Below are 22,270 nucleotides of genomic sequence, written 5' to 3' on the forward strand. Positions count from 1 at the left end.
AATCCATTCCGCTCTCGAGCGGAAATCTTGCAGCGCTAGCGGTGGCAATGACGGTTCGTTTTCGCGCCATGCTCGGATTGTCTCAGCGGATAATCAGCCGGGCGCCGCGATGGCTCGTCAGATAGGTCGCGATCCAACTCATCGCCACGAAGATGCGGCTGCGCAAATTCACCAGAAAATAAATATGCACGATGCTCCAGAACAGCCAGCCGGGGAACCCGGTCAATTCCAGCCGTCCCAGTTTGACGATCGCCGAGTTGCGGCCGATTGTCGCCAGACTGCCGTAGTCGCGATAGCGGAAGGGTTTGCGCGGCGAGCACCCCTTGAGACGCAACCGGATGGCGCGTCCGGCGTATTTGCCCATTTGCTTGGCGGCAGCGGCGAGCGCCGGAACCGGCGCCCCGTCGGGACCCGTCAGAAACGCGAGATCCCCGATCACATAGACGTCGGGCAGGCCGGGAACCGTTAGGTCCCCATTCACCGCAATGCGCCCGCTGCGATCGCCGTCGACGCCCAGCCAATTCGCCGCGGGCGACGCCTGCACGCCGGCGGCCCAGAGAATCGCGCCGGCGGCGATCTCCTTCTCTCCCGCGACAATTCTGTCTTCGAAAATGTGATCGACTGGCATGTCCGTCAGCACGTCGACACCGTTTCTTTCGAGCGAATTGCGTGCATATTGCGAAAGCCGTTCGGGAAAGCTTTCCAGAATGCGAGGCCCTGCTTCGAGCAGGATGATGCGCGCCTTCCTCGGATCGGCGCGGCGAAACTCAGGCGGGAGCGTTCGCTGGGCGAGTTCCGAAATGGCGCCGGCAAGTTCGACGCCCGTCGGACCGCCGCCGACGATGATGATGGTGAGCAGCCGCTCGCGCTCGATCGGATCGGCGCTGATCTCCGCGCGTTCGAATGCCAGAAGCAGTCTGCGGCGGATGCGCGCTGCGTCGGCGATGGTTTTCAGCCCTGGCGCCAAACTCTCCCAGTCATGGCCGAAATAGGAATGCGTCGCCCCCGTCGCGACGACGAGAAAGTCATAGCCGATCTCGCATGTTTTGGTCGCGACGACTTTGCGCGCGGCATCGACGCCGGTGACCGTGAGCATCGGCACGGTTGCGTCCTTCTGGCGCCGCATGACATGACGTATCGGCCAGGCGACTTCCGGCGCGGCTAGGGCCGCGGTCGCGACCTGATAGAGTAGGGGCTGGAAGCAGTGATGATTGGTGCTGTCCAATATCGTTATACGCGCGCCGGACCCGGCGAGCGCCTGGGCCGCCGCGATGCCGGCGAAGCCGCCGCCGATGATGACGACACGGGGGTCTCTCTTGGCGGCGCTGCTTTGCGGCATGACGAACCGTCCGGGAAAAACTTGTCGCCGCTATGATCAAGCCGCGCATGCGACTGGGACTTTAAGCGCTAAAACGCCTGCAAGGTTCCAGTTTCCGCGACCATCTCGCCGATTTCGAGACGCGGAATAAAAATCCGCAACTGCAGGCGTCGCGCTCGCGATTTCGCCAGTCTTGCATTCCGTCGCTTGGGCGCCTATCCCTCATTACGCCAGTCGGCTGGACGGCCGCTGCGTTAAGCAGAGGAAAGTCCGGGCTCCACGGAGACACGGCGCCGGATAAGGTCCGGCGGGGGCGACCCCAGGGATAGCGCCACAGAAAGCAAACCGCCGCGCAAGCGGTAAGGGTGAAAGGGTGCGGTAAGAGCGCACCGCCCGAGCGGCGACGTTCGGGGCACGGCAAGCCCCGCCGGGAGCAAGACCGAATAGGGGCGACGGAAGGCCTAAAAGCGCAAGCTTTGCGTCTTCGACCCGTCTCCGGGATTGTCGCCCGGGTTGGTTGCTTGAGGCGGGCGGCAACGTCCGTCCCAGAGGAATGGTCGTCACGTTCTGCAAAGGACGTACAGAACCCGGCTTACAGGCCGACTGGCGCTCACATCGACGATTTTGTCGTCAATCAAAAATTGCGGCAGGGAAGCTTTGCATCGCTCTTCGCCGCCACGAGGCCGCCAAATTCGAAGCTACCGTAAACGCTCCCTTAACGATAAAAAAGCCTAATGAAGCCGGTTGCCGAATTCGGCGCGTGGCGACCCGCCTGCTCCCGACGCCTCGCGGTTCCATGTCGATTAAAACCGCCCAGCCGCAAATACGCCGTCTCGACGCGCCTGCGCGCGCGGGACGCTTGGCGTCGCGCCGCCGGCCGCCTCGCGCCGCGCGCCGCCTGATGAGGAGCATGCCGATGACGTCCGCAGGGACGCATATTCCGGTGCTGCGCGATGAGGCGATCGCCGTTTTCGGCGTGCGGCGCGGCGGACGCTATGTCGACGCGACCTTCGGCGGCGGCGGCTATACGCGCGCCATGCTTGCAGAGCCGGATACGCGCGTGCTCGCGCTTGATCGCGATCGGACGGCGGTGACGGCCGGCGCTTCGCTCGTCGAAGAGATGCGCGGACGGCTCACGCTTGTCGAAGCGCGCTTTTCCCAGCTCGAAGATATTGCGCGCGCGCAAGGCTTCGCACCGGTCGACGGAATCGTCTTCGATATCGGCGTCTCGTCGATGCAGTTCGACGAAGCTGAGCGCGGCTTTTCCTTTCGCGCCGAGGGGCCGCTCGACATGCGCATGGGCGGGCAGGGCCGCAGCGCCGCCGACATCGTCAATGAGGCGGATGAAGAGACGCTCGCCGACATTCTGTATTTTTACGGCGAAGAGCGCGCCGCGCGGCGCATCGCCCGCGCCATCGTCCATGACCGCAACATCGCGCCGTTCGAAACGACGAAAGCGCTCGCCGGACTGATCGAGCGCGTCGCGCCCAATCGTCCGGGCGACATTCATCCGGCGACGAAGAGCTTCCAGGCGCTGCGCATTGCGGTCAATGAAGAACTCGAAGAATTGCTGAACGGCCTCGTCGGCGCCGAACGGCTGCTCGGCGAAGGCGGCCGGCTTGTCGTCGTGACCTTTCATTCCCTTGAGGATCGCATCGTCAAGCAGTTTCTCGCAGAACGCTGCGGACGGGGCGAAACCGGCTCTCGCCGCCTTCCCGGCGAAACGGCGCCGCCGGCGCCGAGTTTCGTCTGCCAGGGCCGCCAGCCCATCACGCCGACATCCGCCGAGACGGCGGCCAATCCGCGCGCGCGTTCGGCCAAGCTGCGCTATGCGACGCGCACGGCGGCGGCGCGGCATCCGCTCGACGCGAGGCTCGCGCGGCTTTCTCGCCTGCCCGATCGCGACAAGGGAAAAGCCTGATGCTGCGATTCCTCAACATCGTTGCGATCGTGGTCCTGGTCGGTTCGGCGGTCTACGCCTATTCGATCAAATATCAGACGAGCTATCGCGCCGAGCAGATTACGAAAACCAAGATCGAGATCAGGCAGGAACGCGACGCGATCGCGGTGCTGCGCGCCGAATGGGCCTATATGACCCGGCCCGAGCGCATTCAGCAGCTCGCTGACAAGTATCTCTCCGGCATGAAACAGGTCGATGCGACCCAGATCGTTTCCGCCCAATCGCTCCCCGAAAGATCGGCGCGCGTCGACTCGATCGGCGAGAAGCTCGACTCACTTGGATTGAGCATGCCGGCGACGCCGCCCGTCTCCGGCGGCGCGTCGACAACGACGCCCAAAGCGCAAGGACAAGAGCGACCCAAGCCATGACGCAGACCATGCGCGATCCGCCACCATCGCTTTCTCGAATGCGCGAGATGCAGGCGCTGCTGCGCGCCATGTTTTCGACAAGCCTCGATTTGAGCGCGCCGCGCATGCGGCTCGCCGCCCTGGGCTTTCTGGCGCTCTACGGGGTGATCGCGATCAAGCTCATCTATCTGGGCTTCAAGCCGGAAGCGGCGACCACGCGGCGGGCTGCGGCGGAAGCCGTCGCCGCGTCGCGTCCGGACATTCTCGATCGCAACGGCGAGGTGCTCGCCAGCGACGTGAAGGTGATGTCGGTCTTCGCCGAGCCGCGCCGCATCATCGACAAGGATGAAGCGACCGAGCTGTTGACCGCCGCTGTGCCGGGACTCGACTCGCGCGAATTGCGCGAGCGGCTCGGATCGAGAAAAGGCTTCGTGTGGGTAAAGCGCGAAGTGACGCCGCATCAGCGCGACGAAGTTTTCCATCTTGGACTGCCGGGCGTCGGACTGATCGCCGAAAACAAGCGCGTCTATCCCAATGGGCCGATCGGCGCGCATGTGCTCGGCTTCGCCAATATCGACAATCAAGGCATCGCCGGCATCGAAAAATACATCGACGGGCAGGGGCTTGCCGATCTGCACGGCGCCGGCTTTGGCGTGACGCCCGAGGAACTGAAGCCGGTGTCGCTTTCGCTCGACATGCGCGCGACGCATGCGCTGCGCGACGAACTCGAGAAAAGCGTCGCGCATTTCAAGGCGAAGGCCGGCGCCGCGGCGATCATGGACGTCAACACCGGAGAAGTGATCGCGCTGGCGTCGCTGCCCGACTATGATCCGAACAAGCCGACGGAAGCGCTCGATCCCATCCATATCAACCGCATGAACGTCGGCGTTTATGAGATGGGCTCGACCTTCAAGGCGCTGACCATCGCGATGGCGCTCGACTCCGGCAAGGTCAATCTCAATTCAAGACTCGACGCGCGCGGCGTGCTGTCGTTCGGCCGCTTTAAGATCCATGATTATCACGCGCAAAATCGCGCGCTCACCGTGCCGGAAGTCTTCACTTATTCGTCCAACGTCGGCACCGCGCGCATGGCGATGGGCCAGGGCGTCGAGCGGCACAAGGCGTTTTTGCGCAAGATGGGCCAGCTTACCCGCATGCGCACTGAACTGCCCGAAAGCGCCGAGCCGATCGTGCCGAAAAAGTGGGGCGAGCTGAACACCATGACCATCGCCTTCGGTCACGGCCTCGCGGTGGCGCCGCTCCAGGCGATGATGGCGGTCGGCGCGCTGATGAACGGCGGGTATCTGATTACGCCGACCTTTATCAAGCGCGGCGAGGCGGAAGCCAAGGACGGCGCCGAACGCGTGATAAGGCCTGAGACGAGCGAGGCGATGCGCTATCTGATGCGCCTCAACGCCGAAATCGGCACGGCGCGAAAAGTCAATATCGCCGGCTATTTCGTTGGCGGCAAGACCGGCACGGCGGAAAAGGTCATCAACGGGCATTATTCGAAGACCAAGCTGTTTAACACCTTCATGGCCGTCGCCCCCGCGGACAAGCCGAAATATCTGTTCCTCACCATCATGGATGAACCGCAGGGCCTGCCGGAAACCGGCGGCTATGCGACGGCCGCCTATAACGCCGGGCATGTGACGGGCGAGATCGTCGAGCGAGTCGGTCCGATCCTCGGACTCGCCCCGCGCTTCGAGCCGCCGCACCAGCCTTTCCCCCTCCTCGCCAAATTGGGTTATGGCTATGCCAATGTTCCCGCCCGCGGCGGGGGAGGGCATTGATGCTGCTGTCCGAACTGCTTGCGACGCCTGACCTTGAGCCCGCCTTGCGCGGGCTCAAGATCGCCGGCCTGACGGCCGACAGTCGAATGGCGCGCGACGGCTTCGCATTCTTCGCCATACCTGGTCATGCCGGCGACGGCATGTCCTATGTCGCCGACGCCGCCGCGCGCGGCGCCTGCGTCGTCGTCGCGCGGCGCGCTGGCGAATGTTCGTTGCCGCTTGTTGTCGTCGACGACGTTCGGCGCGCGCTGGCGCTTGCCGCGGCGCGATTCTTTCCTCGTCAGCCGTCAACCATCGCCGCCGTCACCGGAACGAGCGGCAAGACCTCGGTCGTCGCCTTCTTGCGCCAAATCTGGGCCGTGCTCGGTCATGAGGCGGCCTCGCTCGGCACCGTCGGAATCGTCGATTCGCGCGGCGCGCATTATGGCGCGCTGACGACGCCCGGACCGGTCGAGCTGCACCAGACCCTTGACGATCTTGCGGGGCGCGGCGTGACGCATCTGGCGATGGAAGCGTCGTCGCTCGGCATCGATCAGCGCCGCCTCGACGGCATGCGCGTCGATGTCGCCGGCTTCACTAATTTTTCGCGCGACCATCTCGATCATCACGCTGACATGGACGAATATTTCGCGGCGAAGATGCGGCTCTTCGATACGCTGATGCGTCCCGGCCAGACCGCGGTGATCGACGCCGACAGTGATGTCGCGCCTCGCGTGATGGAAATCTGCCGAGCGCGCGGCCTCAAGATTTTCAGCGTCGGTTTGAAGGGAGAAGCGATCAGGCTGCTGTCGGCGGCGCCGTCGGCCCTCGCCACTTCCTTGCGGCTAAGCTATGAGGGCGTCGAATATGAAGCGAAGCTGCCGCTCGCTGGCGCGTTTCAGGTGTCGAACGCCCTCGTCGCCGCCGGCCTTGCGATCGCGAGCGGCAATGACCCGCGGCGGGTTTTTGCGGCGCTCGAAGCTCTCAAAGGCGCGCCGGGGCGTCTCGAACTCGTCGGCCAGCGCGAGGGCGCGCCGATTTTCGTCGACTATGCGCATAAGCCTGACGCGCTGGAGAAAGTGCTCGCCACTTTGCGGCCGTTGACAAAAAATCGCCTGATTGTCGTCTTCGGTTGCGGCGGCGACCGCGACCGCGGCAAACGCCCGCTGATGGGCGAAATCGTCGCCCGCGCCGCTGATGTCGCCATCGTCACCGACGACAATCCGCGCAGCGAGGACGCGGCCGCCATTCGCGCAGAAATTCTGGAAGGAACCCGCGGCGGCGCAGCGCAAATCATCGAGATTGGGGACCGTCGCGCGGCGATCGCCAGCGCCGTTAGTAAACTTCACACGGGCGACGCGCTTGTCGTGGCGGGAAAAGGTCACGAGACCGGGCAGATCGTCGGCGGGCGCGTTCTGCCTTTCTCCGATCATGAGGCGATCGCGCAGGCGCTTAAGGAGCATCATTCATGACCGGAAAGCCGCTGTGGTCAGGATTGGCGCTGGTCGGCGCGCTTCGCGCGCGCGCCAGCGGCGGCCTTGCGCGCGAAGCACACGGCGTTTCCATCGACACGCGCACGCTTCAGCCCGGAGACCTGTTCGTCGCCATCAAGGGTGAAACGCGCGACGGCCATGACTTCGTGCGGGCGGCGTTCGAGAAGGGCGCGGCGGCGGCGGTGATCGACGAAGCGCATGCTGCCGAGCTTTCCGGCGCCGGCCCGCTCTTCGTAGTCAAGGACGTGCAGCAGTCGCTCGAATCGCTCGGTCGGCGCGCGCGCGAACGCACCGGCGCTTTCGTTGCCGCGATCACAGGTTCGGTCGGCAAGACGTCGACGAAGGATATGACCCGGCTCATGCTGTCGCGCTTCGGCGCCACCCATGCGTCGACGGCGTCTTACAACAATCATTGGGGCGTGCCGTTGACGCTCGCGCGCATGCCGGCGGAGTCGAATTTCGGCGTGTTCGAACTCGGCATGAATCACGCGGGCGAGATCGCCGCGCTCGTCGCTCAGGTTCGGCCCCATGTCGCCGTCGTCACCCGTATCGCGCCGGTCCATCTCGAATATTTCGGATCGATTGGAAATATCGCAGACGCCAAAGCCGAAATCTTCTCCGCGCTCGACGGCGGCGTCGCAATCATCAACCGCGACGATGGTTTTTACGAGCGTCTCGCCGCGGCGGCTGCGCTAAGCGCCAGCCATGTCTTCGGTTTTGGCGAGACGGAAGGCGCTGACGCGCGGCTGCTGTCTTACGCGCCGGCCGGCGAAGGCGCGCTGGTCGAGGCGGAAATTCTCGAGCGGCGACTGCGCTTCCGCATCGGCGCGCCGGGCAAGCATCTCGCCGTCAACGCGCTGGCGGCGCTGCTCGTTGGGGCCGTTTTTGACGTCGATCTGGAGGAAGCGGCGTCGGCCTTCGCCGATTTCACGCCGCCGTCCGGACGCGGCCAACGCGAAAAAATATCGACGCCAGATGGCGAGCTTACGCTCATTGATGAAAGCTACAACGCCAACCCCACCTCGATGCGCGCGGCGCTGGAGCTGCTTGGCGGCGCGCCGACAGGGGCCGGCGGCCGGCGGATCGCGGTCTTGGGCGACATGCTGGAGCTTGGGCCTCAGGCTGGCGAACTGCATGCCGCGCTCGCCCAGGACCTTATCGACGCCAGGGTTGATCTGCTATTCACCTCCGGCCCGTTGATGTCGCGCCTGAGTTACGCCGCGCCTGATGAGATGCGCGGCGCGCATCGGGCGACGCCGCTGGAACTGGAAGAGGCGGTTCTCTCCGCCGTTCGGCCCGGCGACGTTGTGATGGTGAAAGGCTCCAATGGTTCGCGGATGTCGCGGATCGTCTCGGCCTTGAAAACCGCGTTCGCCGAAGAAATGGCGAACTGAGGAGAGACGATGCTCACGCTGCTTGCGGACTTATCTTACCTTTACAGTCCGCTAAACATCTTCCGCTACATCACTTTTCGCGCCGCCATGGGGGCGGCGACGGCGCTGTTCTTCGTCTTCTTCTTCGGACCTGGCGTGATTGCGGCGTTGCGCATCAAGCAGGGCAAGGGGCAGCCGATCCGCGAGGACGGACCGGCCTCGCATCTCGTGACTAAAAAAGGCACGCCGACGATGGGCGGCCTGATGATTCTGTCGGGATTGGTGGCGGCGACGCTGCTCTGGGCGAATCTGCGCAATTCCTATGTGTGGATCGTGCTCTTCGTCACCGTCGGTTTCGGCCTCATCGGTTTTTATGACGACTATCTCAAGGTGACCAAACAGTCGCACGCCGGCTTTTCCGGCAAGCTTCGACTGGCGCTCGAATTCCTGATCGCCGGCCTCGCCTGCTACGCGCTGATGCATAGCGGCGGAGAGAATATGACGAAGCTCGCCATTCCCATGGTCAAGGGCTATGTCGCGACGCTCGGCCCCTATTTCATCCTGTTTGGCGCATTCGTCATCGTCTCGGCGGGCAATTGCGTCAATCTCACCGACGGGCTCGACGGGCTCGCCATCGTGCCGTCGATGATCGCCGCCGGCGCCTTCGCGATCTTCGCCTATCTCGTCGGCAATTCGATCTTTTCGAACTACCTCGGCGTCAATTACGTGGCGGGCGTCGGCGAATTGACCATCGTCTGTTCGGCGTTCATCGGCGCCGGCCTCGGCTTTCTGTGGTTCAACGCGCCGCCTGCGCAAATATTCATGGGCGACACCGGTTCGCTGGCGCTGGGCGGACTCGTCGGCTCGGTGGCGGTGGCGGTGAAGCAGGAATTCGTGCTCGTCATCGTCGGCGGCCTTTTCGTTCTGGAAGGCGCGTCGGTGATCATCCAGGTCGTCTATTTCAAGCTCACCAAGAAGCGCATTTTCCTGATGGCGCCCATTCATCATCACTTCGAGCAGAAGGGCTGGAAAGAGCCTCAAATCGTCATTCGCTTCTGGATCATCGCCTTCGTGCTGGCCCTCATGGGCCTTGCGACGTTGAAACTGAGGTGACGATGACTCCGGTCGAATCCTTCAAGGGCAAACACGTCGCGCTTTTTGGCCTCGGCGGCTCGGGCCTCTCGACCGCCCGTGCGCTGATCGCCGGCGGCGCGCGCGTCGCCGCCTGGGACGACGGCGAGGCCGGCCGGCTCAAGGCGGTCGCGCAGGGCGTGGCGCTCGAAGATCTCGCGGTGGCGGATTGGCGCGAGTTCGATGCGCTTATCCTCTCTCCCGGCGTGCCACTGACTCATCCCGAGCCGCACTGGGTCGTGCAGGCGGCGAAAGCCGCCGGAGTCGAAATCATCGGCGACGTGGAACTCTTCTGCCGCGAACGCGAGGCGCGGGCCGGCGGATCGCCCTTCATCGCCATCACCGGCACCAACGGCAAATCAACGACGACGGCGCTGATCGCCCATATCCTGCGAGAAGCCGACCGCGACGTGCAGCTCGGCGGCAATATCGGCGTGCCGATTCTCGATCTCGCGCCGCCGTCCGACGAGCGCATTCACGTCATCGAATGTTCGTCGTTCCAGATTGATCTCGCGCCCTCGCTGGCGCCGACCATCGGCGTGCTGATCAATATTACGCCGGACCATATCGACCGCCACGGCACGATCGAAAATTACGCCGCGATCAAGGAACGGCTGGTAGCGGCGGCGGAAGTGGCCTTGGTCGGCGTCGACGATTCCTATTGCCATGCGATCGGCGCGCGGCTCGCCGAAGCCGCGTCGCCAGGCAAGCGCGTCGTGCCCGTGTCGGCGAAGCGCGCGCTCGATTGGGGATTTTACGTCGAGGATCGCAGCGTCTATTTCCGAGAGCAGGGGCATCCGCCCGATGAAGCCCAACTCATTGGTTCGCTCGACGGCGCGCGCGCGCTTCGCGGCGCACATAATGCGCAGAACGCCGCTTTCGCCGCCGCCGCGGCATGGGAGTGCGGACTGGATGACGACGAGATTGCGCGCGGCTTGTTGAGCTTCCCCGGTCTTCCGCATCGCATGGAGGAAGTGGGACGCATCGAGCGCGCGTTGTTTATTAACGATTCGAAGGCGACCAACGCCGACGCGGCCGAAAAGGCGCTGACCAGCTTTGCCGACATTTACTGGATACTCGGCGGCCGATCGAAAGAGGGCGGCGTCGAGCCGCTGCGGCCGCATTTCTCGCGCATACGTAAAGCCTATCTCATCGGCGAGGCGACCGACGATTTTGCGCGCACGTTGGAAGGCGCGCTGCCTTTCGAACGATGCGGAACGCTCGACGTCGCGACGACGCGCGCGGCGCTCGACGCGCTTCGCGAAGGCGCGCCGGCGCCAGTCGTGCTGCTGTCGCCGGCTTGCGCCTCCTATGACCAGTTCACCAATTTCGAGGCGCGGGGCGACGCCTTTCGCGGCCTCGTCGAAGGGCTTCCCGCCGTGATCGCGGCGCGAAAAGGAGAAGCGACATGATCTCGCGCGCGCAACGAACGCCATTCTCCGACTGGGCATGGACGGTGGATCGCTGGCTGCTGGCAAGCCTCGCTTTGCTGATCGTCGCCGGACTGGTCTTCGCCATGGCCGGCAGCCCGCCCGTCGCCGAGCGGCTGCATCTGGCGACCTTCCATTTCGTCAACAAGCAGGCGATCTATCTCGTGCCGGCGCTCGCCGTGATGATCGCGACCTCATTTCTTTCGCCGCGCCATGTGCGCCGGCTGGCGCTCGTCATTTTCATCATTTCGCTCGCGCTCGTCTTCGCCACGATCCTCTATGGCCAGGAGGTGAAGGGCGCGAGGCGATGGATATTGGGCATTCAGCCCTCGGAATTCTTGAAGCCGGCATTCGTCGTCCTGGTCGCCTGGGCGTTCTCGGAAGGGGCGCGGCGCAAGGACGTTCCTGGAAATCTGATCGCGCTTCTGCTGTTGCCGATCGCGATCGTGCCGCTGATGCTGCAACCCGATTTCGGGCAGACGATGCTGATTTCCATCGTCTGGGCGGCGCTGTTCTTCATGGCTGGCCTGCATTGGATATGGGTGGTCGGATTGGGCGGCCTTGGCGGCGTTTCGGCGCTGCTCGCCTATAAATTCGTGCCGCATGTCCATGCGCGCATCGAGACGTTTCTGGAGCCGCCGCCGCCGGTCGCCGGCGTGCCCGCCAATTTTCAGTCCGAGACCGCGCTCGAAAGCTTCATCGCCGGATCGTGGTTCGGGAGGGGACCCGGCGAAGGGGTGATCAAGCGTATCCTGCCCGACTCGCACACCGATTTCATCTTCGCGGTCATCGGCGAGGAATTCGGCGTTCTCGTCTGTATCGCGCTCGCCGCGGTCTTCGCCTTCGTGGTGGTGCGCGGCCTGTTCTCGGCGGCCCGCAACAGCGACCCCTTCTGCCGTTTCGCGACGGCGGGGCTGGTGATGCTGTTCGGTTTGCAGAGCTGCATCAATATGGCGGTGAATGTGCATCTCATGCCCGCCAAGGGGATGACGCTTCCCTTTGTCTCTTACGGCGGCTCCTCGCTTATTTCGCTGTCGCTTGGCATGGGCTTTCTGCTTGCCGTCACCCGGAAGCGGCCGCGAGTGAGAGTGATGAGCGAACTCGCCGCGACGGGCGCTCCGGCGGCGGCGTGATAAAAGCTTCAGTATGATTGATTCCCCAATTCTTCTCGCCGCGGGCGGCACCGGCGGCCATCTCTTTCCGGCCGAGGCGCTCGCTCATGCGCTCGCCGAGCGGGGACTGCCGGCGGAACTCGTTACCGAAGAGCGTGCGCTGCGCTATGGCGGAAGCTTTCCGGCAAGGGCCATGCATGTGATCCCCGCTGGAACGCCGCGCGGCGGTTCTCTCTTCGCCAAGGCCCAAGCGGTGGCGCGTCTGGCTATCGGCACGGCGCAGGCGGTCGCGTTATTGCGACAAGTGAAGCCGGCCGTGGTGATCGGATTCGGCGGCTATCCGACCGTGCCCCCCCTGTTGGCGGCGTCTTATCTCGGCGTGCCGAGCGCCCTGCATGAAGCGAATGGCGTCATGGGGAAGGCCAACCGCTTTCTCGCCGGCCGCGTCGACCGGATCGCCGCCGGCCTGCCGACTCTCGCCGCGCCTCCGGCCCTGAAAAGCAAGGTCGTCGTCACCGGCAATCCGGTGCGCCCCAATGTGCTCGAGGCGGCGGAGATTCCCTATCCGTCATTCGACGATTGGATTTTCCGGCTGCTCGTCGCCGGGGGATCGCAGGGCGCGCGCGTCATGGCGGATATCGTGCCGGCGGCGGTCGCGGCGCTCCCCGACGCGCTGCGGGCGAACATCGCCGTCGTGCAACAGGCGCGCCCCGAAGATATCGCGCGGGTCGAGGCGATCTACGCTGGCGCCAATGTCTCCGCCGAGATCGCGCCCTTTTTCGCTGATTTTCCCGCGCGGGTCGCAGCGGCGCATTACGTCATCGCCCGCGCCGGGGCCTCGACGGTCTCGGAGCTTGCGGTCATCGGGCGCCCCGCGATGCTGGTGCCGCTGCCGCATGCGCTTGACCAGGACCAGGCTGCAAACGCCGCCTTTCTCGAACAGGCGGGCGGCGCCGAAACCGTGCGCCAGAGCGATTTCACGCCGGAATTTCTGACGGGGCGCCTGTGCGATCTGATCAGTGCGCCAGCGCAACTTGCCGCGCGCGCGAAAGCTGCAAAGAGCGTCGGCGTCGCCGACGCCGCCGAACGGCTCGCCGATCTGATCTTGGACGTGGCGCGGAAAGGCGCTGCAAAACGGAGCTAAGGATGAAACTGCCGAGAGAATTGGGTCCGATTCATTTCGTCGGCATCGGCGGCATCGGCATGTCGGGCATCGCCGAAGTGCTGCTCAATCTTGGCTACAAGGTGCAAGGGTCGGACGCCGCCGAAAACGCCAATGTCAAACGCCTCGTCGAGAAGGGCGCGACGGTCAGCATCGGACACGACGCGAAGAATCTTGGCGAAGCCGCCGTCGTCGTCGTCTCGACCGCGATCAAGCGCGATAATCCTGAACTTGTCGCCGCGCGCGAAAAGCGGCTGCCGGTGGTGCGCCGCGCCGAAATGCTCGCCGAGCTGATGCGCCTCAAGCAATGCGTCGCCATCGCCGGCACGCATGGCAAGACGACGACGACCTCGCTCGTCGCGACGCTACTCGACGCCGGTGGGCTCGATCCGACGGTGATCAACGGCGGCATCATCAACGCTTACGGCACCAATGCCCGACTTGGCGGCGGCGACTGGATGGTCGTCGAAGCCGACGAGAGCGACGGCACTTTTCTCAAACTGCCGGCGGATGTCGCGATCGTCACCAATATCGACCCCGAACATCTCGACCATTTCCATACGTTCGACGCCATCAAGGAAGCCTTCCGCAATTTCATCGAGAACCTGCCGTTCTACGGCTTCGCGGTGATGTGCCTCGATCACCCGACGGTGCAGGAGCTCGTCGGCCGCATCGAGGACCGCCGGGTCATCACCTATGGCGAAAATCCGCAGGCCGACGTGCGGCTGCTTGATGTCGATCTCACCGGCGGCGTGTCGAAGTTCAACGTGCTGCTGCGCGACCGCAAGACGTCGCAGGCGATCTATCTTGAAGATCTGGTCCTGCCGATGCCCGGCCATCACAACGCGCTGAACGCCACCGCCGCGGTCGCGGTGGCCAATCAGCTCGGCCTGTCGCCAGAACAAATTCGCAAGGCGCTCGCCGGCTTTGGCGGCGTGAAGCGGCGCTTCACCAAGACCGGCGAATGGAACGGCGTGCAGATATTCGACGATTACGGCCATCACCCGGTCGAAATCGCCGCCGTGCTGCGCGCCGCGCGCGCCTCGACCAAGGGAAAGGTGGTCGCGCTGATGCAACCGCATCGTTACACGCGGCTGCAGTCGCTCTTCGATCAATTCGCGACCTGTTTCAACGACGCCGATGTGGTGATCATCGCCGATGTCTATCCGGCGGGCGAACAGCCGATCGCGGGCGTCGATCGCGACGCGCTGGTTTCCGCGATCAAGGCGCATGGCCATCGCCGCGCTATGGGTCTGCCGTCGCCCGAAGTGCTGCCGGCGATGATCCGCGAAATCGTCGCGCCCGGCGATTATGTCGTGTGCCTCGGCGCCGGCAACATCACCCAATGGGCCTATGCGCTGCCGGAGCAGCTCGCGGTGAGCGGGGGATGAGTGCTTTGAGGAATTGATCCACCAAGCATGCGAACAAAGACCATTCCAAAAATCCGCAAGATGAAACGCGCTGATGCAGAGGTGGTCGCGGAAATGATGGCGGCGCTTGCCGCCTATCATGGGCATGAAACGAGAATTGGCGCCGCTGAATTTGTCGCGCGGGGCTTAGGTTCGAAGAAGCTCACCACCATCTGGATCGCGACAGTCGACCGGGAACCGGCGGGTTTTGCCGCGACATTCGATTGGATGAACTTCGTGCGCGCTTTCCGCGTTCGCCATATAGATTTGCTGTTCGTAAGCGAGCGATTTCGGGGACAAGGAGTGGGGACCGCGTTGGTCGCCAATATCTTGAAGGATGCGAATGCGTCGGGTTGTTTGCGAGCAACGGTCGGCGTCGCAAATGAAAATGGAGAAGCGCGAGAATTCTATCGAAAGTTAGGATTTCAGCAGCGGCGCGACGACTCCCTTCGCTTCCAATATGAAATCTTGGATGACAGCCGGGTTTTCGCGTGATTTGACTTCGCCGAAACGCGGACTACAATTGACTACATCGTAGTCAGCCCTGTCGCCGCCGTGAAACCTGCGCCATCTACGCCGACATCCGTTCGTCTTACCGACGAAACGCGCAAAATCCTCGACGAGGCGGCGACGCGTACGCGCCGCTCGCGTTCTTATCTGGTGGAGGAAACGCTAAAGCAGTTTCTTCCACGCGTCGTGCAGAAGGAAACCCAGCCTTCGCCGCAAGAGCGCATTCGTCGCCTGAAGGAGCTGGAGGGCATAGGCGCGCGTCTGCTCGGGCCAAGAACGGTCGAGGAGATCGACGCCAGCATCCGCGAAATCCGCGGCGATGACTGATCTTGCGTTGAACGGTGTTTCTCGCGCCTATTTCGATACGAACGCGATCATCTATTTCATCGAGGCCAATATCGAATTTCAGAGCAAAGTCGCCAGTCTTTGGTATGGGCTGATCGATCGGAATGCGAGCGTCGTCACCAGCGAAATCGGCGTCGCGGAGTGTTTTTTCGGGGCGTTCCAGCAACAAAAGCCGCTGGTGGAACAAGCGTACGAGCGACTTTTCTTTCACGACGAAGTCTTCGACATCCATCCGGTGAACCTGACGGCGTTGATCGAGGCAGGGCGCTTCGGCGCAGGTCTGGGCCTGAAACTGCTGGACGCCGTGCATTTCCACGCGGCCGCGATGGCGAAGTGCGATATCTTCGTCACCAACGATCGCAGATTCCGCTCGAGTCACGGCGTGCGCGTCGTTCAAATCGCCGAGCTGTGACGTAGCGTCGATCAACGCCGTTGGCGACTGAGCATTGGCGCCGCCGCTCCCGACGTCAAGACGGCGCGCGCTACCATTGGCGCAACTGGCTTATCCTTGGCGGTTCAAGCCCGATCCACGGCGTTTTCGACGGTGCAGAGCGAATAATAGCCATAAATCGGCGACGCCAATGGCAGGTTCGGCCAGAAGCTTCGATGAAGCTCGGCGAGCGTGACGCGATCAATTACTTTCGCGCCGCAATTGGCGGCGATTTCGGAAAGGTCGTCGATTCCGTAAGTCCATGGCGCGCCCATCGCGGCGAATCTTTCGACGACTCTGGTGATTTCAGGATCGCCGGTTTGGTTCTGAATGACATCCTCGGCGAAAAAGTCGAAGGACGCCGAGCAGCGTTGAAATTCGCCCATCAGGTCGTTCAGAACTCGACGAACGGCGCCATCGTCCAAATACATGGTGTTGCCTTCCCAAATGACATGGGTGGGAAGGCTGAAATCCAATCCGCTTTGTCGCAGCAGATCGAGCATGCCATCCGTCACATAATCGGCGCCAATATAGGTCGTGTTGGGATCTACGGAATTTTCTTCGAGCCGCGCGCTCTTGAACGCCTGAGTTTCGGGCGCGTCGATTTCGAAATAGGCGACGCCCTCAACCGCAATCCGTTGCGCCCTTGTGTCGAGTCCGGCGCCAAGAATGAGTATCTGCCGGGCTCCCTGACCAATATGATGACGAAGCCGGTCATCGAAGTAGCGCGTCCTCAAGCGGACATTTTTTCTGATCGGCGGGAAAGACCGCGAGATACGATCCGCGGCTTTTCTCGAATCCTCATCCAGGAACAGGCCAACGAAGGGATCGCGGTAGAGCGGTTGTGACTCCTTGTTTTCGTCGTTGCGAAACTCGGCGACGACGAAAGCGGTGCCGGCGACTTTTTGTATTTCGGTCATGTTGAAGGCGTCGTTTCTTGTTGGGCAAAAGGCGATGCATTCAGCCTGCGCGCGTTCACTTATGAGGAAATCGTTCGAGCAACTGCGCCAGCGGGTCGGAAGCGATCGCATTTGGCGGCGAATAGGGTTCGTCCACGGAGGCGACGAGCGAGATCGGAACGATCGCCGCCAAGGCGAAAATCGCCTGTGCGAGGAGCTGCGGCCTGGGACGGTCGAGATGCGTCACGGCAAGCGCGATTTGAGTGATAAAGGCGATGACGAGCACAGCCGCCCACTCGCGATCATCGGGAAAGGCTTCCGCGATCGCGAGCCGCTGATCGCGCGCCGATCGCAGACGAATCACGGCGTTAAGGAGCGCGCGCTGGAAGGCCGGTCCGATCTTCGCGCCGCTTACCGCGCTGGTCAGCCTGTTCAGCGCGGCTTCCGCTTCGGGGGATTCTTCGCCGTTCTCCATCGCTCGCCATTCGAGGCCGACCACGGCCTCCACATATTCATGTATAGCGGCTAAGATTTCATCAGCGTCAATTCCGTGATTGCTGGAGAGCACAGAGAGGGTCGTCAATTGTTCGCGCTCCAGCGTGACGGCCTGAAAAGCGCGGCGATTTGCTTCCCAGACATCCTGCGAGAGGAACGTCATCAGCAGGCCAAAAAGCGTCGCTGGAACCGCGACGAAGGGCGGCACGACGCCTTTCCAGTTCTGCGCATGGACCGCAAAGCGTGAAGCGAAGCAAAGCCAGCACAAAAAGAGCGCGAGTACGGCCATGGCGCTCGCGAGCAGGAGCGCCATGACGGGCATCGATTGCGACATCCAAAATTTTAAAAGCACCTGTCCCCCTCAAGAACGGTTGTGTTCGGATCACATCCTTACCGAGATTCGCCGCGTCATCGCAAAAGGGAAAATCGGCGCAGGGAACTCGCTTCCAGGCGAAGCGCACGCAATGCCAGAGCGCGTTGAGGAGAACGGAAGGGCGCTTTTTCGCGGGAGCGACAAACGCCGCCGCTCGAACGCATAACGCCCCGCCGTGACGTCCACGGTCGGGGCGTTGCATTCTTAAAGGGCGTCACCGCGGGACCGACGACAGGCGTTTCCGTCGATCGTCGGGCTGCGATGAATCTACCTGCGGTCGCCGTGGCCGGCGGCGCTGGATGCGTTTCGCGCGAGCCGCGGACGAGGATGGCTCGACCACCCGCCTGACTGCGGCAGCGTGTCCTCACAGAAGGGCCGCGTATCGAGGTTTTGAAGAAGCGTCCTAATGGCGTTTCTTCGTCGCTGAAGTTTTCTCGTGGTCATTAGGGCTCTCCTTTTTAGAGATGGACCACCGAACAACCAGTTTCAAGCGTCACCCCAACAACACGCGAAATCAAGCTCTGTTCCGACCATCGTCGACGAAATTGGATGAGCGTTGCAAATTTGTCGCGTCGAACCGCTGGCGTCGCGGCTGGTTCTTTCAGCGGCCATCCTACCAATAGACCTGCGCGCGCGCCTCGAAGAGGTCAGGATGGGCTCCGTTGAAATAGGCGCCCTGTCGCGACGGAACGCCTGCGGCGAACAGAGCGTAATCGTTAAATGGCGCGGAGGCTCGCAGCACATGGATCCAGTTGAACTGGAGGTGGAATCCATTATCAGGATACCAATTGATTCCCATGGTGACATTCTGCTGACGGCCGCCGACGACGCCCGCATTGGCGATATAAGCAGCCGCGGCGTGATTGGGTGCGATCAGCGTCGTATAGGCAAGCATGTTATATAGGCTTGAGCCGGAATAAGGCCCGCTGTTGAGATTAAGGGCGCTGTAGCGCGCTGCTAGTCCAATTGCGCCGATGCCTCCCGTGCTCACCGGATTTTTGATCGGGACCTGATTGAAATTCGCGCCAAGCTTGTTCGTCACGTCATAGGCGGCGGCGCGTTCCTCGCCGGTGAGATACCATTGCCCGTAGACATAAAAGCCGCTGAAATATTGCGAGGCGCCGCCCGGCGCGAAAGCGCCGGCCATGCGCGCGAGCGCAACCTTGGTCGGGTTGCGGTTGACCTGCTGTCCCAGATATTCCGCCTGCAGCGAGAGCGGTCCATGGGCCGCGGAGAGTTCGATGTCGAAAGCTTCGACGTTATTGACGCAATGCGCGGATGCGGCCGACGTCCATCCAGGCAGGATGATCGAGCCGCAGGAGAGATCCGGCGTTCCGAGCAGCCCCTGATTGAGAATATAGGCTTCAGAGCGAATGCGGTTGCCCACCCGCAACACGCGATCGTCGGATAATCCCGTGGCGCTGTTGGGCTGGTGATAGCGGCCGGAAACGCCGACATGCAGGAGATCATGCTGAGTCATGATCGGCGCATAGGTCAATCGGCCGGTGAATTCGTAATATTGGCTGCCGCCCGTCGAAACCCACCCGGCTTTTGCAGGGATGCCGATGAGCGGCGGCGTGCCGACGGCGGGGTTGGTGTTCAAATCTTCAAAGCTTGTCGTGAAGGCGCCGCCCTTTGCGCTCCAATTCTCGCCATAGGCCCCGATCGCCGCGCCAAGGTGACGGCTGGCCCCGATAGCTTCGATCGCCATCGCGCGTTCGATGAAGTCGCGGTAACGCGAGGAAGTCGTGAACTCCAGAGTGAAGGGCTCGAAATAGCTGCCGACATGGATGAACGCCGGGTCCTTCGTGAAGGGCAATGCGAGAAGCGGATGCTGCACGCCAAGATAGAAATCGCGAATGCCGCCTTGTACGGGGGCATTGAACGGCGTGCCATATTGCGAGCCCGCGAAATCATATTGCAGCTTGTAAAACAAGTATTGTGCGGCCTTGCCCTCGACTTCCAGACGCACCTGGCGAACGCCGGCCTGATTTGACCAGCCGTTCAGCGGCTGCGTCGCGCCGCCGCCGTCGAACTGCAAGCGTCCGCCGACTTTGAAATTATAAGCCTTGTCCGCGGTTTCGACGAAAAGGCCGTTTCTGAAGGTCGTGAGGACCGGCGGCACAGGGGGCTGCGCCGAGACTTGCACTGCCGAGGCCTGCGCCGCCGCGGCTTTGGCGGCGCTGCTTTGAGCGGACTGCGCGGCCTGCTTCGCCTCGGATTTGGCCTGGCGCGCTTCGCGCCGCAATTTTGCGATCTCCGCTTCCAGCACGCGAAGCCTTGCCTCGATCGACTCGCTTGAGGCCGCATTCGCCGCGGTCGCTGAGAGAACTACGGCAAGGGCGCTTGTCGCGACGCCACACTTCCAGCCCAGGAATTTCATGTGTCAGCCTCGCTCGCGATTGAATTCGCAGCGAGCGGCCCCGTGCTTCGCTGCGCCGATCAAAACAGCCAGTTCATTGCGTTAAACGCGCGAAATGGATTTACGGATTGTTTAACGCTATTCACTTTGTAACCAAGGCCTTGCGTGCGTGTTTGTCTGGAGTTTATCTTCGTGCGCGCCAATGTTGCTCGCGCATTTCCCAAAGGCGGCGTCGCCATTTTTCAGACAGCGCGCGGCCTTTTTTTGTCATTGGCGCGGCGCCGCGGTGGCTCATTCCATATTTTCAACGAAGGCGATCAGACCTTTGAGCAGCGTCGTCGGATCAGGCGGACAGCCGCGAATATGGAGATCGACCGGGACCACGTTGGCGACGGCGCCAATGCACGCGTAGCTATTGCAAAAAACGCCGCCGTCAAAGGCGCAGTCGCCGACCGCGATCACCCATTTTGGGTCGGGCGTCGCCGCATAGGTGCGTTCCAGCGCTTCGCGCATGTTCTTCGTCACCGGACCGGTGACAAGCAAGACGTCGGCGTGACGCGGCGACGCCACGAAGCGCAGGCCAAATCTTTCGAGATCGTAATAGGCGTTGTTGAGCGCGTGAATTTCGAGTTCGCAGCCATTGCAGGAGCCCGCGTCGACTTCGCGGATCGAAAGACTGCGTCCGAGTTTCTGCCGCGCCGTACGGCCCAGCGTATAGCCGAGCTCGGCCGTCGACGCCGCATCGGGAATAGGGGCCCGCTCGGTCAACGCTCTTCGGAGCAAGCCTTGAAGCAAGAATTTCTGCATCGCGCTCGTCCTAGAGGTCGTGGCCCGAGTAGGAACAGTTGAAGGATTTGTTGCAGAGAGGGAAGTCGGCGACGATGTTGTTCTCGATCGCCGCTTCGAGCAGCGGCCATTGGAACCACGACGGATCGCGGAAATGGCAGCGCTGCACGACGCCGTCCGCGCGCATGCGAAGCCAGACGAAAATATCGCCGCGGAATCCTTCGACGAGCGCCGCGCCTTCGCGCGTCCAGTCGTCGGGCAGCGTCCAGGCGGCGATGATCGGTCCTGCCGGCGCTTCGTCGAGAATTTGTCTGACGATTTGCAGCGAGGCTTTGACTTCGTCGAATCGGACCCAGACGCGCGCGTCGACGTCGCCCTCTTTCGAGGCGCCGATTGCAAAAGCCAACTGCGGGTAGGGGGCGTAACCAATCGCCTTGCGCGCGTCGAACGCCCGGCCGGAGGCGCGCCCGACATAGCCGCCGCAGGCATATTGTTTCGCGAGGGCTTCGCTGACGAATCCGGTTCCGACGGTGCGATCCTGCAGCGACGTCGTGTCCCCGAAGAGCGCGATCAGCCGTGGAGTCATCAGTTCGATCCAGTCGACCATTGCGTAAAGCGCCGTGGCGCTCTCCGGCTTTAGATCGACGACGGCCCCGCCGGGCGCGATGCGATCCATCATCAGGCGATGCCCAAAAGCGCTCGCCGATTCTCGCAAGATGCGTTCACGCACGAGGTTGCAATGCGCCTGCATCAGTGAGAAGGCCGCGTCGTTGCATATGGCGCCGATGTCGCCGAAATGATTGGCGAGCCGTTCGAGTTCGGCCATCAAGGCGCGCAGATAGATGGCGCGTGGCGGGACGTTGACGTCAAAGGCCGCTTCGACCGCCTGGGCGAAGGCCAGACTGTAGGCGACGGTGCTGTCGCCGGAAACGCGCGCGGCGATCTGTGCGGCGCGCTCGATCGAGGCGCCGCTCATCAATTGGTCTATTCCCTTGTGCACGAAGCCGAGCCGCTCCTCGAGGCGTACCACGGTTTCGCCATTCGCGGAGAAGCGGAAATGACCCGGCTCAATGATGCCGGCGTGCACCGGCCCCACCGGGATTTGGTGCAGCGGCTCGCCCTCCGTCGGAAGGAACTCGTATGGGTCGCGACTGGTGTTGATCTCCTGGGGCGCGCCACAGGGCTGACGAACGCCCCAGCGGCCATGATCGAGCCAAGGACGCCGGTCGGGCGCGTCTTCAGGCTTGAGGCCAAAAAGATCGTGGATCGCGCGCTCGAGTCTCGACGCCGGAGGATGCAGTCGTCCGACCGACGGAAACGCGCCTTCCGGGCATTCCAATGTTACGATGCGCAGCGGCGGTTCGCGCGGTTCGAGCACGGCCATATGAACGCTTGAGCTTTCACCCCAGAGACTTAAGAGCTCGCGCTCGCCCTTCGCGAGGCTCTCGGCCAAGGCAAGCCAACCGGCCCGGTCGACGATTTCGCGCGGCCAGGGCAGGCAGGTCGGCTGCGACGGCTGAGCGGCGGTCTGTTTGCTGGCGAAGTTCATCTCTTTATCCTTCC

The 22,270-nt window shown here is 62.8% G+C and carries 20 protein-coding genes, 1 other RNA gene and 1 pseudogene; 15 read left to right on the forward strand and 7 right to left on the reverse strand.

Annotated features, from left to right (window positions below; genetic code table 11):
• Positions 1 to 82: 82 nt before the first annotated feature.
• Positions 83 to 364, reverse strand: coding sequence for a hypothetical protein (locus AB7I51_RS01960; RefSeq protein ID WP_428406103.1), 282 nt, complete (start codon positions 362 to 364; stop codon positions 83 to 85).
• A 6-nt stretch (positions 365 to 370) separates the two neighbouring features.
• Positions 371 to 1,345 (reverse strand): annotated as a pseudogene (locus tag AB7I51_RS01965) (NAD(P)/FAD-dependent oxidoreductase); the annotation flags it as partial.
• Between the two features lie 203 nt (positions 1,346 to 1,548).
• On the opposite strand from AB7I51_RS01965, the gene rnpB reads away from it, so the two are divergent.
• The 14 genes from rnpB to AB7I51_RS02035 all read left to right on the forward strand — a co-directional run bounded on the left by rnpB (position 1,549) and on the right by AB7I51_RS02035 (position 15,774).
• An RNA gene (gene rnpB, locus AB7I51_RS01970) (RNase P RNA component class A) lies at positions 1,549 to 1,929 on the forward strand.
• Between the two features lie 305 nt (positions 1,930 to 2,234).
• Positions 2,235 to 3,239 (forward strand): 16S rRNA (cytosine(1402)-N(4))-methyltransferase RsmH, encoded by a 1,005-nt coding sequence (rsmH, locus tag AB7I51_RS01975; RefSeq protein WP_428403171.1) that lies wholly within the window; start codon positions 2,235 to 2,237, stop codon positions 3,237 to 3,239.
• Entirely contained in the window at positions 3,239 to 3,646 is a 408-nt protein-coding gene (gene ftsL / locus AB7I51_RS01980) for a cell division protein FtsL (protein WP_428403170.1), read from the forward strand. The genes rsmH and ftsL overlap by 1 nt, the downstream gene beginning before the upstream one ends.
• Positions 3,643 to 5,418, forward strand: a complete 1,776-nt coding sequence (locus AB7I51_RS01985; protein WP_428403169.1) for a peptidoglycan D,D-transpeptidase FtsI family protein — start codon at positions 3,643 to 3,645, stop codon at positions 5,416 to 5,418. Before ftsL ends, AB7I51_RS01985 begins: the two co-directional genes overlap by 4 nt.
• The gene (locus AB7I51_RS01990; protein WP_428403168.1) at positions 5,418 to 6,869 is read left to right on the forward strand and encodes a UDP-N-acetylmuramoyl-L-alanyl-D-glutamate--2,6-diaminopimelate ligase; all 1,452 of its coding nucleotides are present in this window, start codon (positions 5,418 to 5,420) and stop codon (positions 6,867 to 6,869) included. Before AB7I51_RS01985 ends, AB7I51_RS01990 begins: the two co-directional genes overlap by 1 nt.
• Entirely contained in the window at positions 6,866 to 8,284 is a 1,419-nt protein-coding gene (locus AB7I51_RS01995) for a UDP-N-acetylmuramoylalanyl-D-glutamyl-2,6-diaminopimelate--D-alanyl-D-alanine ligase (RefSeq protein WP_428403167.1), read from the forward strand. The genes AB7I51_RS01990 and AB7I51_RS01995 overlap by 4 nt, the downstream gene beginning before the upstream one ends.
• 9 nt (positions 8,285 to 8,293) lie before the next feature.
• The gene (gene mraY, locus AB7I51_RS02000) at positions 8,294 to 9,376 is read left to right on the forward strand and encodes a phospho-N-acetylmuramoyl-pentapeptide-transferase (RefSeq protein ID WP_428403166.1); all 1,083 of its coding nucleotides are present in this window, start codon (positions 8,294 to 8,296) and stop codon (positions 9,374 to 9,376) included.
• A gap of 2 nt (positions 9,377 to 9,378) precedes the next feature.
• Positions 9,379 to 10,806: a UDP-N-acetylmuramoyl-L-alanine--D-glutamate ligase gene (gene murD / locus AB7I51_RS02005; protein WP_428403165.1), complete on the forward strand. Its 1,428-nt coding sequence runs from the start codon at positions 9,379 to 9,381 to the stop codon at positions 10,804 to 10,806.
• On the forward strand, positions 10,803 to 11,957 hold the full coding sequence (locus AB7I51_RS02010; protein WP_428403164.1) for an FtsW/RodA/SpoVE family cell cycle protein: 1,155 nt from the start codon (positions 10,803 to 10,805) through the stop codon (positions 11,955 to 11,957). Before murD ends, AB7I51_RS02010 begins: the two co-directional genes overlap by 4 nt.
• Before the next feature lie 13 nt (positions 11,958 to 11,970).
• Positions 11,971 to 13,080 (forward strand): undecaprenyldiphospho-muramoylpentapeptide beta-N-acetylglucosaminyltransferase, encoded by a 1,110-nt coding sequence (gene murG, locus AB7I51_RS02015; RefSeq protein ID WP_428403163.1) that lies wholly within the window; start codon positions 11,971 to 11,973, stop codon positions 13,078 to 13,080.
• Positions 13,081 to 13,082: 2 nt separating this feature from the next.
• Positions 13,083 to 14,489, forward strand: coding sequence for a UDP-N-acetylmuramate--L-alanine ligase (gene murC / locus AB7I51_RS02020; RefSeq protein ID WP_428403162.1), 1,407 nt, complete (start codon positions 13,083 to 13,085; stop codon positions 14,487 to 14,489).
• Positions 14,490 to 14,582: 93 nt separating this feature from the next.
• A complete protein-coding gene (locus AB7I51_RS02025; protein ID WP_428406100.1) occupies positions 14,583 to 15,002 on the forward strand; it encodes a GNAT family N-acetyltransferase in 420 nt (139 codons plus the stop codon).
• Positions 15,003 to 15,062: 60 nt separating this feature from the next.
• A complete protein-coding gene (locus AB7I51_RS02030) occupies positions 15,063 to 15,344 on the forward strand; it encodes a CopG family ribbon-helix-helix protein (RefSeq protein WP_428403160.1) in 282 nt (93 codons plus the stop codon).
• Positions 15,337 to 15,774, forward strand: a complete 438-nt coding sequence (locus AB7I51_RS02035; protein ID WP_428403159.1) for a type II toxin-antitoxin system VapC family toxin — start codon at positions 15,337 to 15,339, stop codon at positions 15,772 to 15,774. Before AB7I51_RS02030 ends, AB7I51_RS02035 begins: the two co-directional genes overlap by 8 nt.
• A gap of 104 nt (positions 15,775 to 15,878) precedes the next feature.
• Here AB7I51_RS02035 and AB7I51_RS02040 read toward each other — a convergent pair whose 3' ends face one another.
• The gene (locus tag AB7I51_RS02040) at positions 15,879 to 16,712 is read right to left on the reverse strand and encodes a class I SAM-dependent methyltransferase (RefSeq protein ID WP_428403158.1); all 834 of its coding nucleotides are present in this window, start codon (positions 16,710 to 16,712) and stop codon (positions 15,879 to 15,881) included.
• A gap of 55 nt (positions 16,713 to 16,767) precedes the next feature.
• Positions 16,768 to 17,499 carry a hypothetical protein gene (locus AB7I51_RS02045; protein WP_428403157.1) on the reverse strand — a complete coding sequence of 244 codons (732 nt, stop codon included), beginning with the start codon at positions 17,497 to 17,499 and terminating at the stop codon, positions 16,768 to 16,770.
• Here AB7I51_RS02045 and AB7I51_RS02050 point away from each other — a divergent pair.
• Positions 17,498 to 17,725, forward strand: a complete 228-nt coding sequence (locus AB7I51_RS02050; protein ID WP_428403156.1) for a hypothetical protein — start codon at positions 17,498 to 17,500, stop codon at positions 17,723 to 17,725. The two genes, AB7I51_RS02045 and AB7I51_RS02050, sit on opposite strands and share 2 nt — an antisense overlap.
• A 447-nt stretch (positions 17,726 to 18,172) precedes the next feature.
• On the opposite strand, the gene AB7I51_RS02055 is transcribed toward AB7I51_RS02050, so the two are convergent.
• The 3 genes from AB7I51_RS02055 to AB7I51_RS02065 form a co-directional block, all read right to left on the reverse strand.
• Positions 18,173 to 19,942 (reverse strand): OprO/OprP family phosphate-selective porin, encoded by a 1,770-nt coding sequence (locus AB7I51_RS02055; protein ID WP_428403155.1) that lies wholly within the window; start codon positions 19,940 to 19,942, stop codon positions 18,173 to 18,175.
• Between the two features lie 270 nt (positions 19,943 to 20,212).
• A complete protein-coding gene (locus tag AB7I51_RS02060; protein ID WP_428403154.1) occupies positions 20,213 to 20,728 on the reverse strand; it encodes an NADH-quinone oxidoreductase subunit B family protein in 516 nt (171 codons plus the stop codon).
• A 10-nt stretch (positions 20,729 to 20,738) separates the two neighbouring features.
• Complete coding sequence (locus AB7I51_RS02065) at positions 20,739 to 22,256, reverse strand: NADH-quinone oxidoreductase subunit C (protein WP_428403153.1); 1,518 nt, start codon at positions 22,254 to 22,256, stop codon at positions 20,739 to 20,741.
• Between the last annotated feature and the right edge of the window lie 14 nt (positions 22,257 to 22,270).

Source organism: Methylocystis sp., assembly GCF_050246715.1.
In the GTDB taxonomy this organism is placed as follows: domain Bacteria; phylum Pseudomonadota; class Alphaproteobacteria; order Rhizobiales; family Beijerinckiaceae; genus Methylocystis.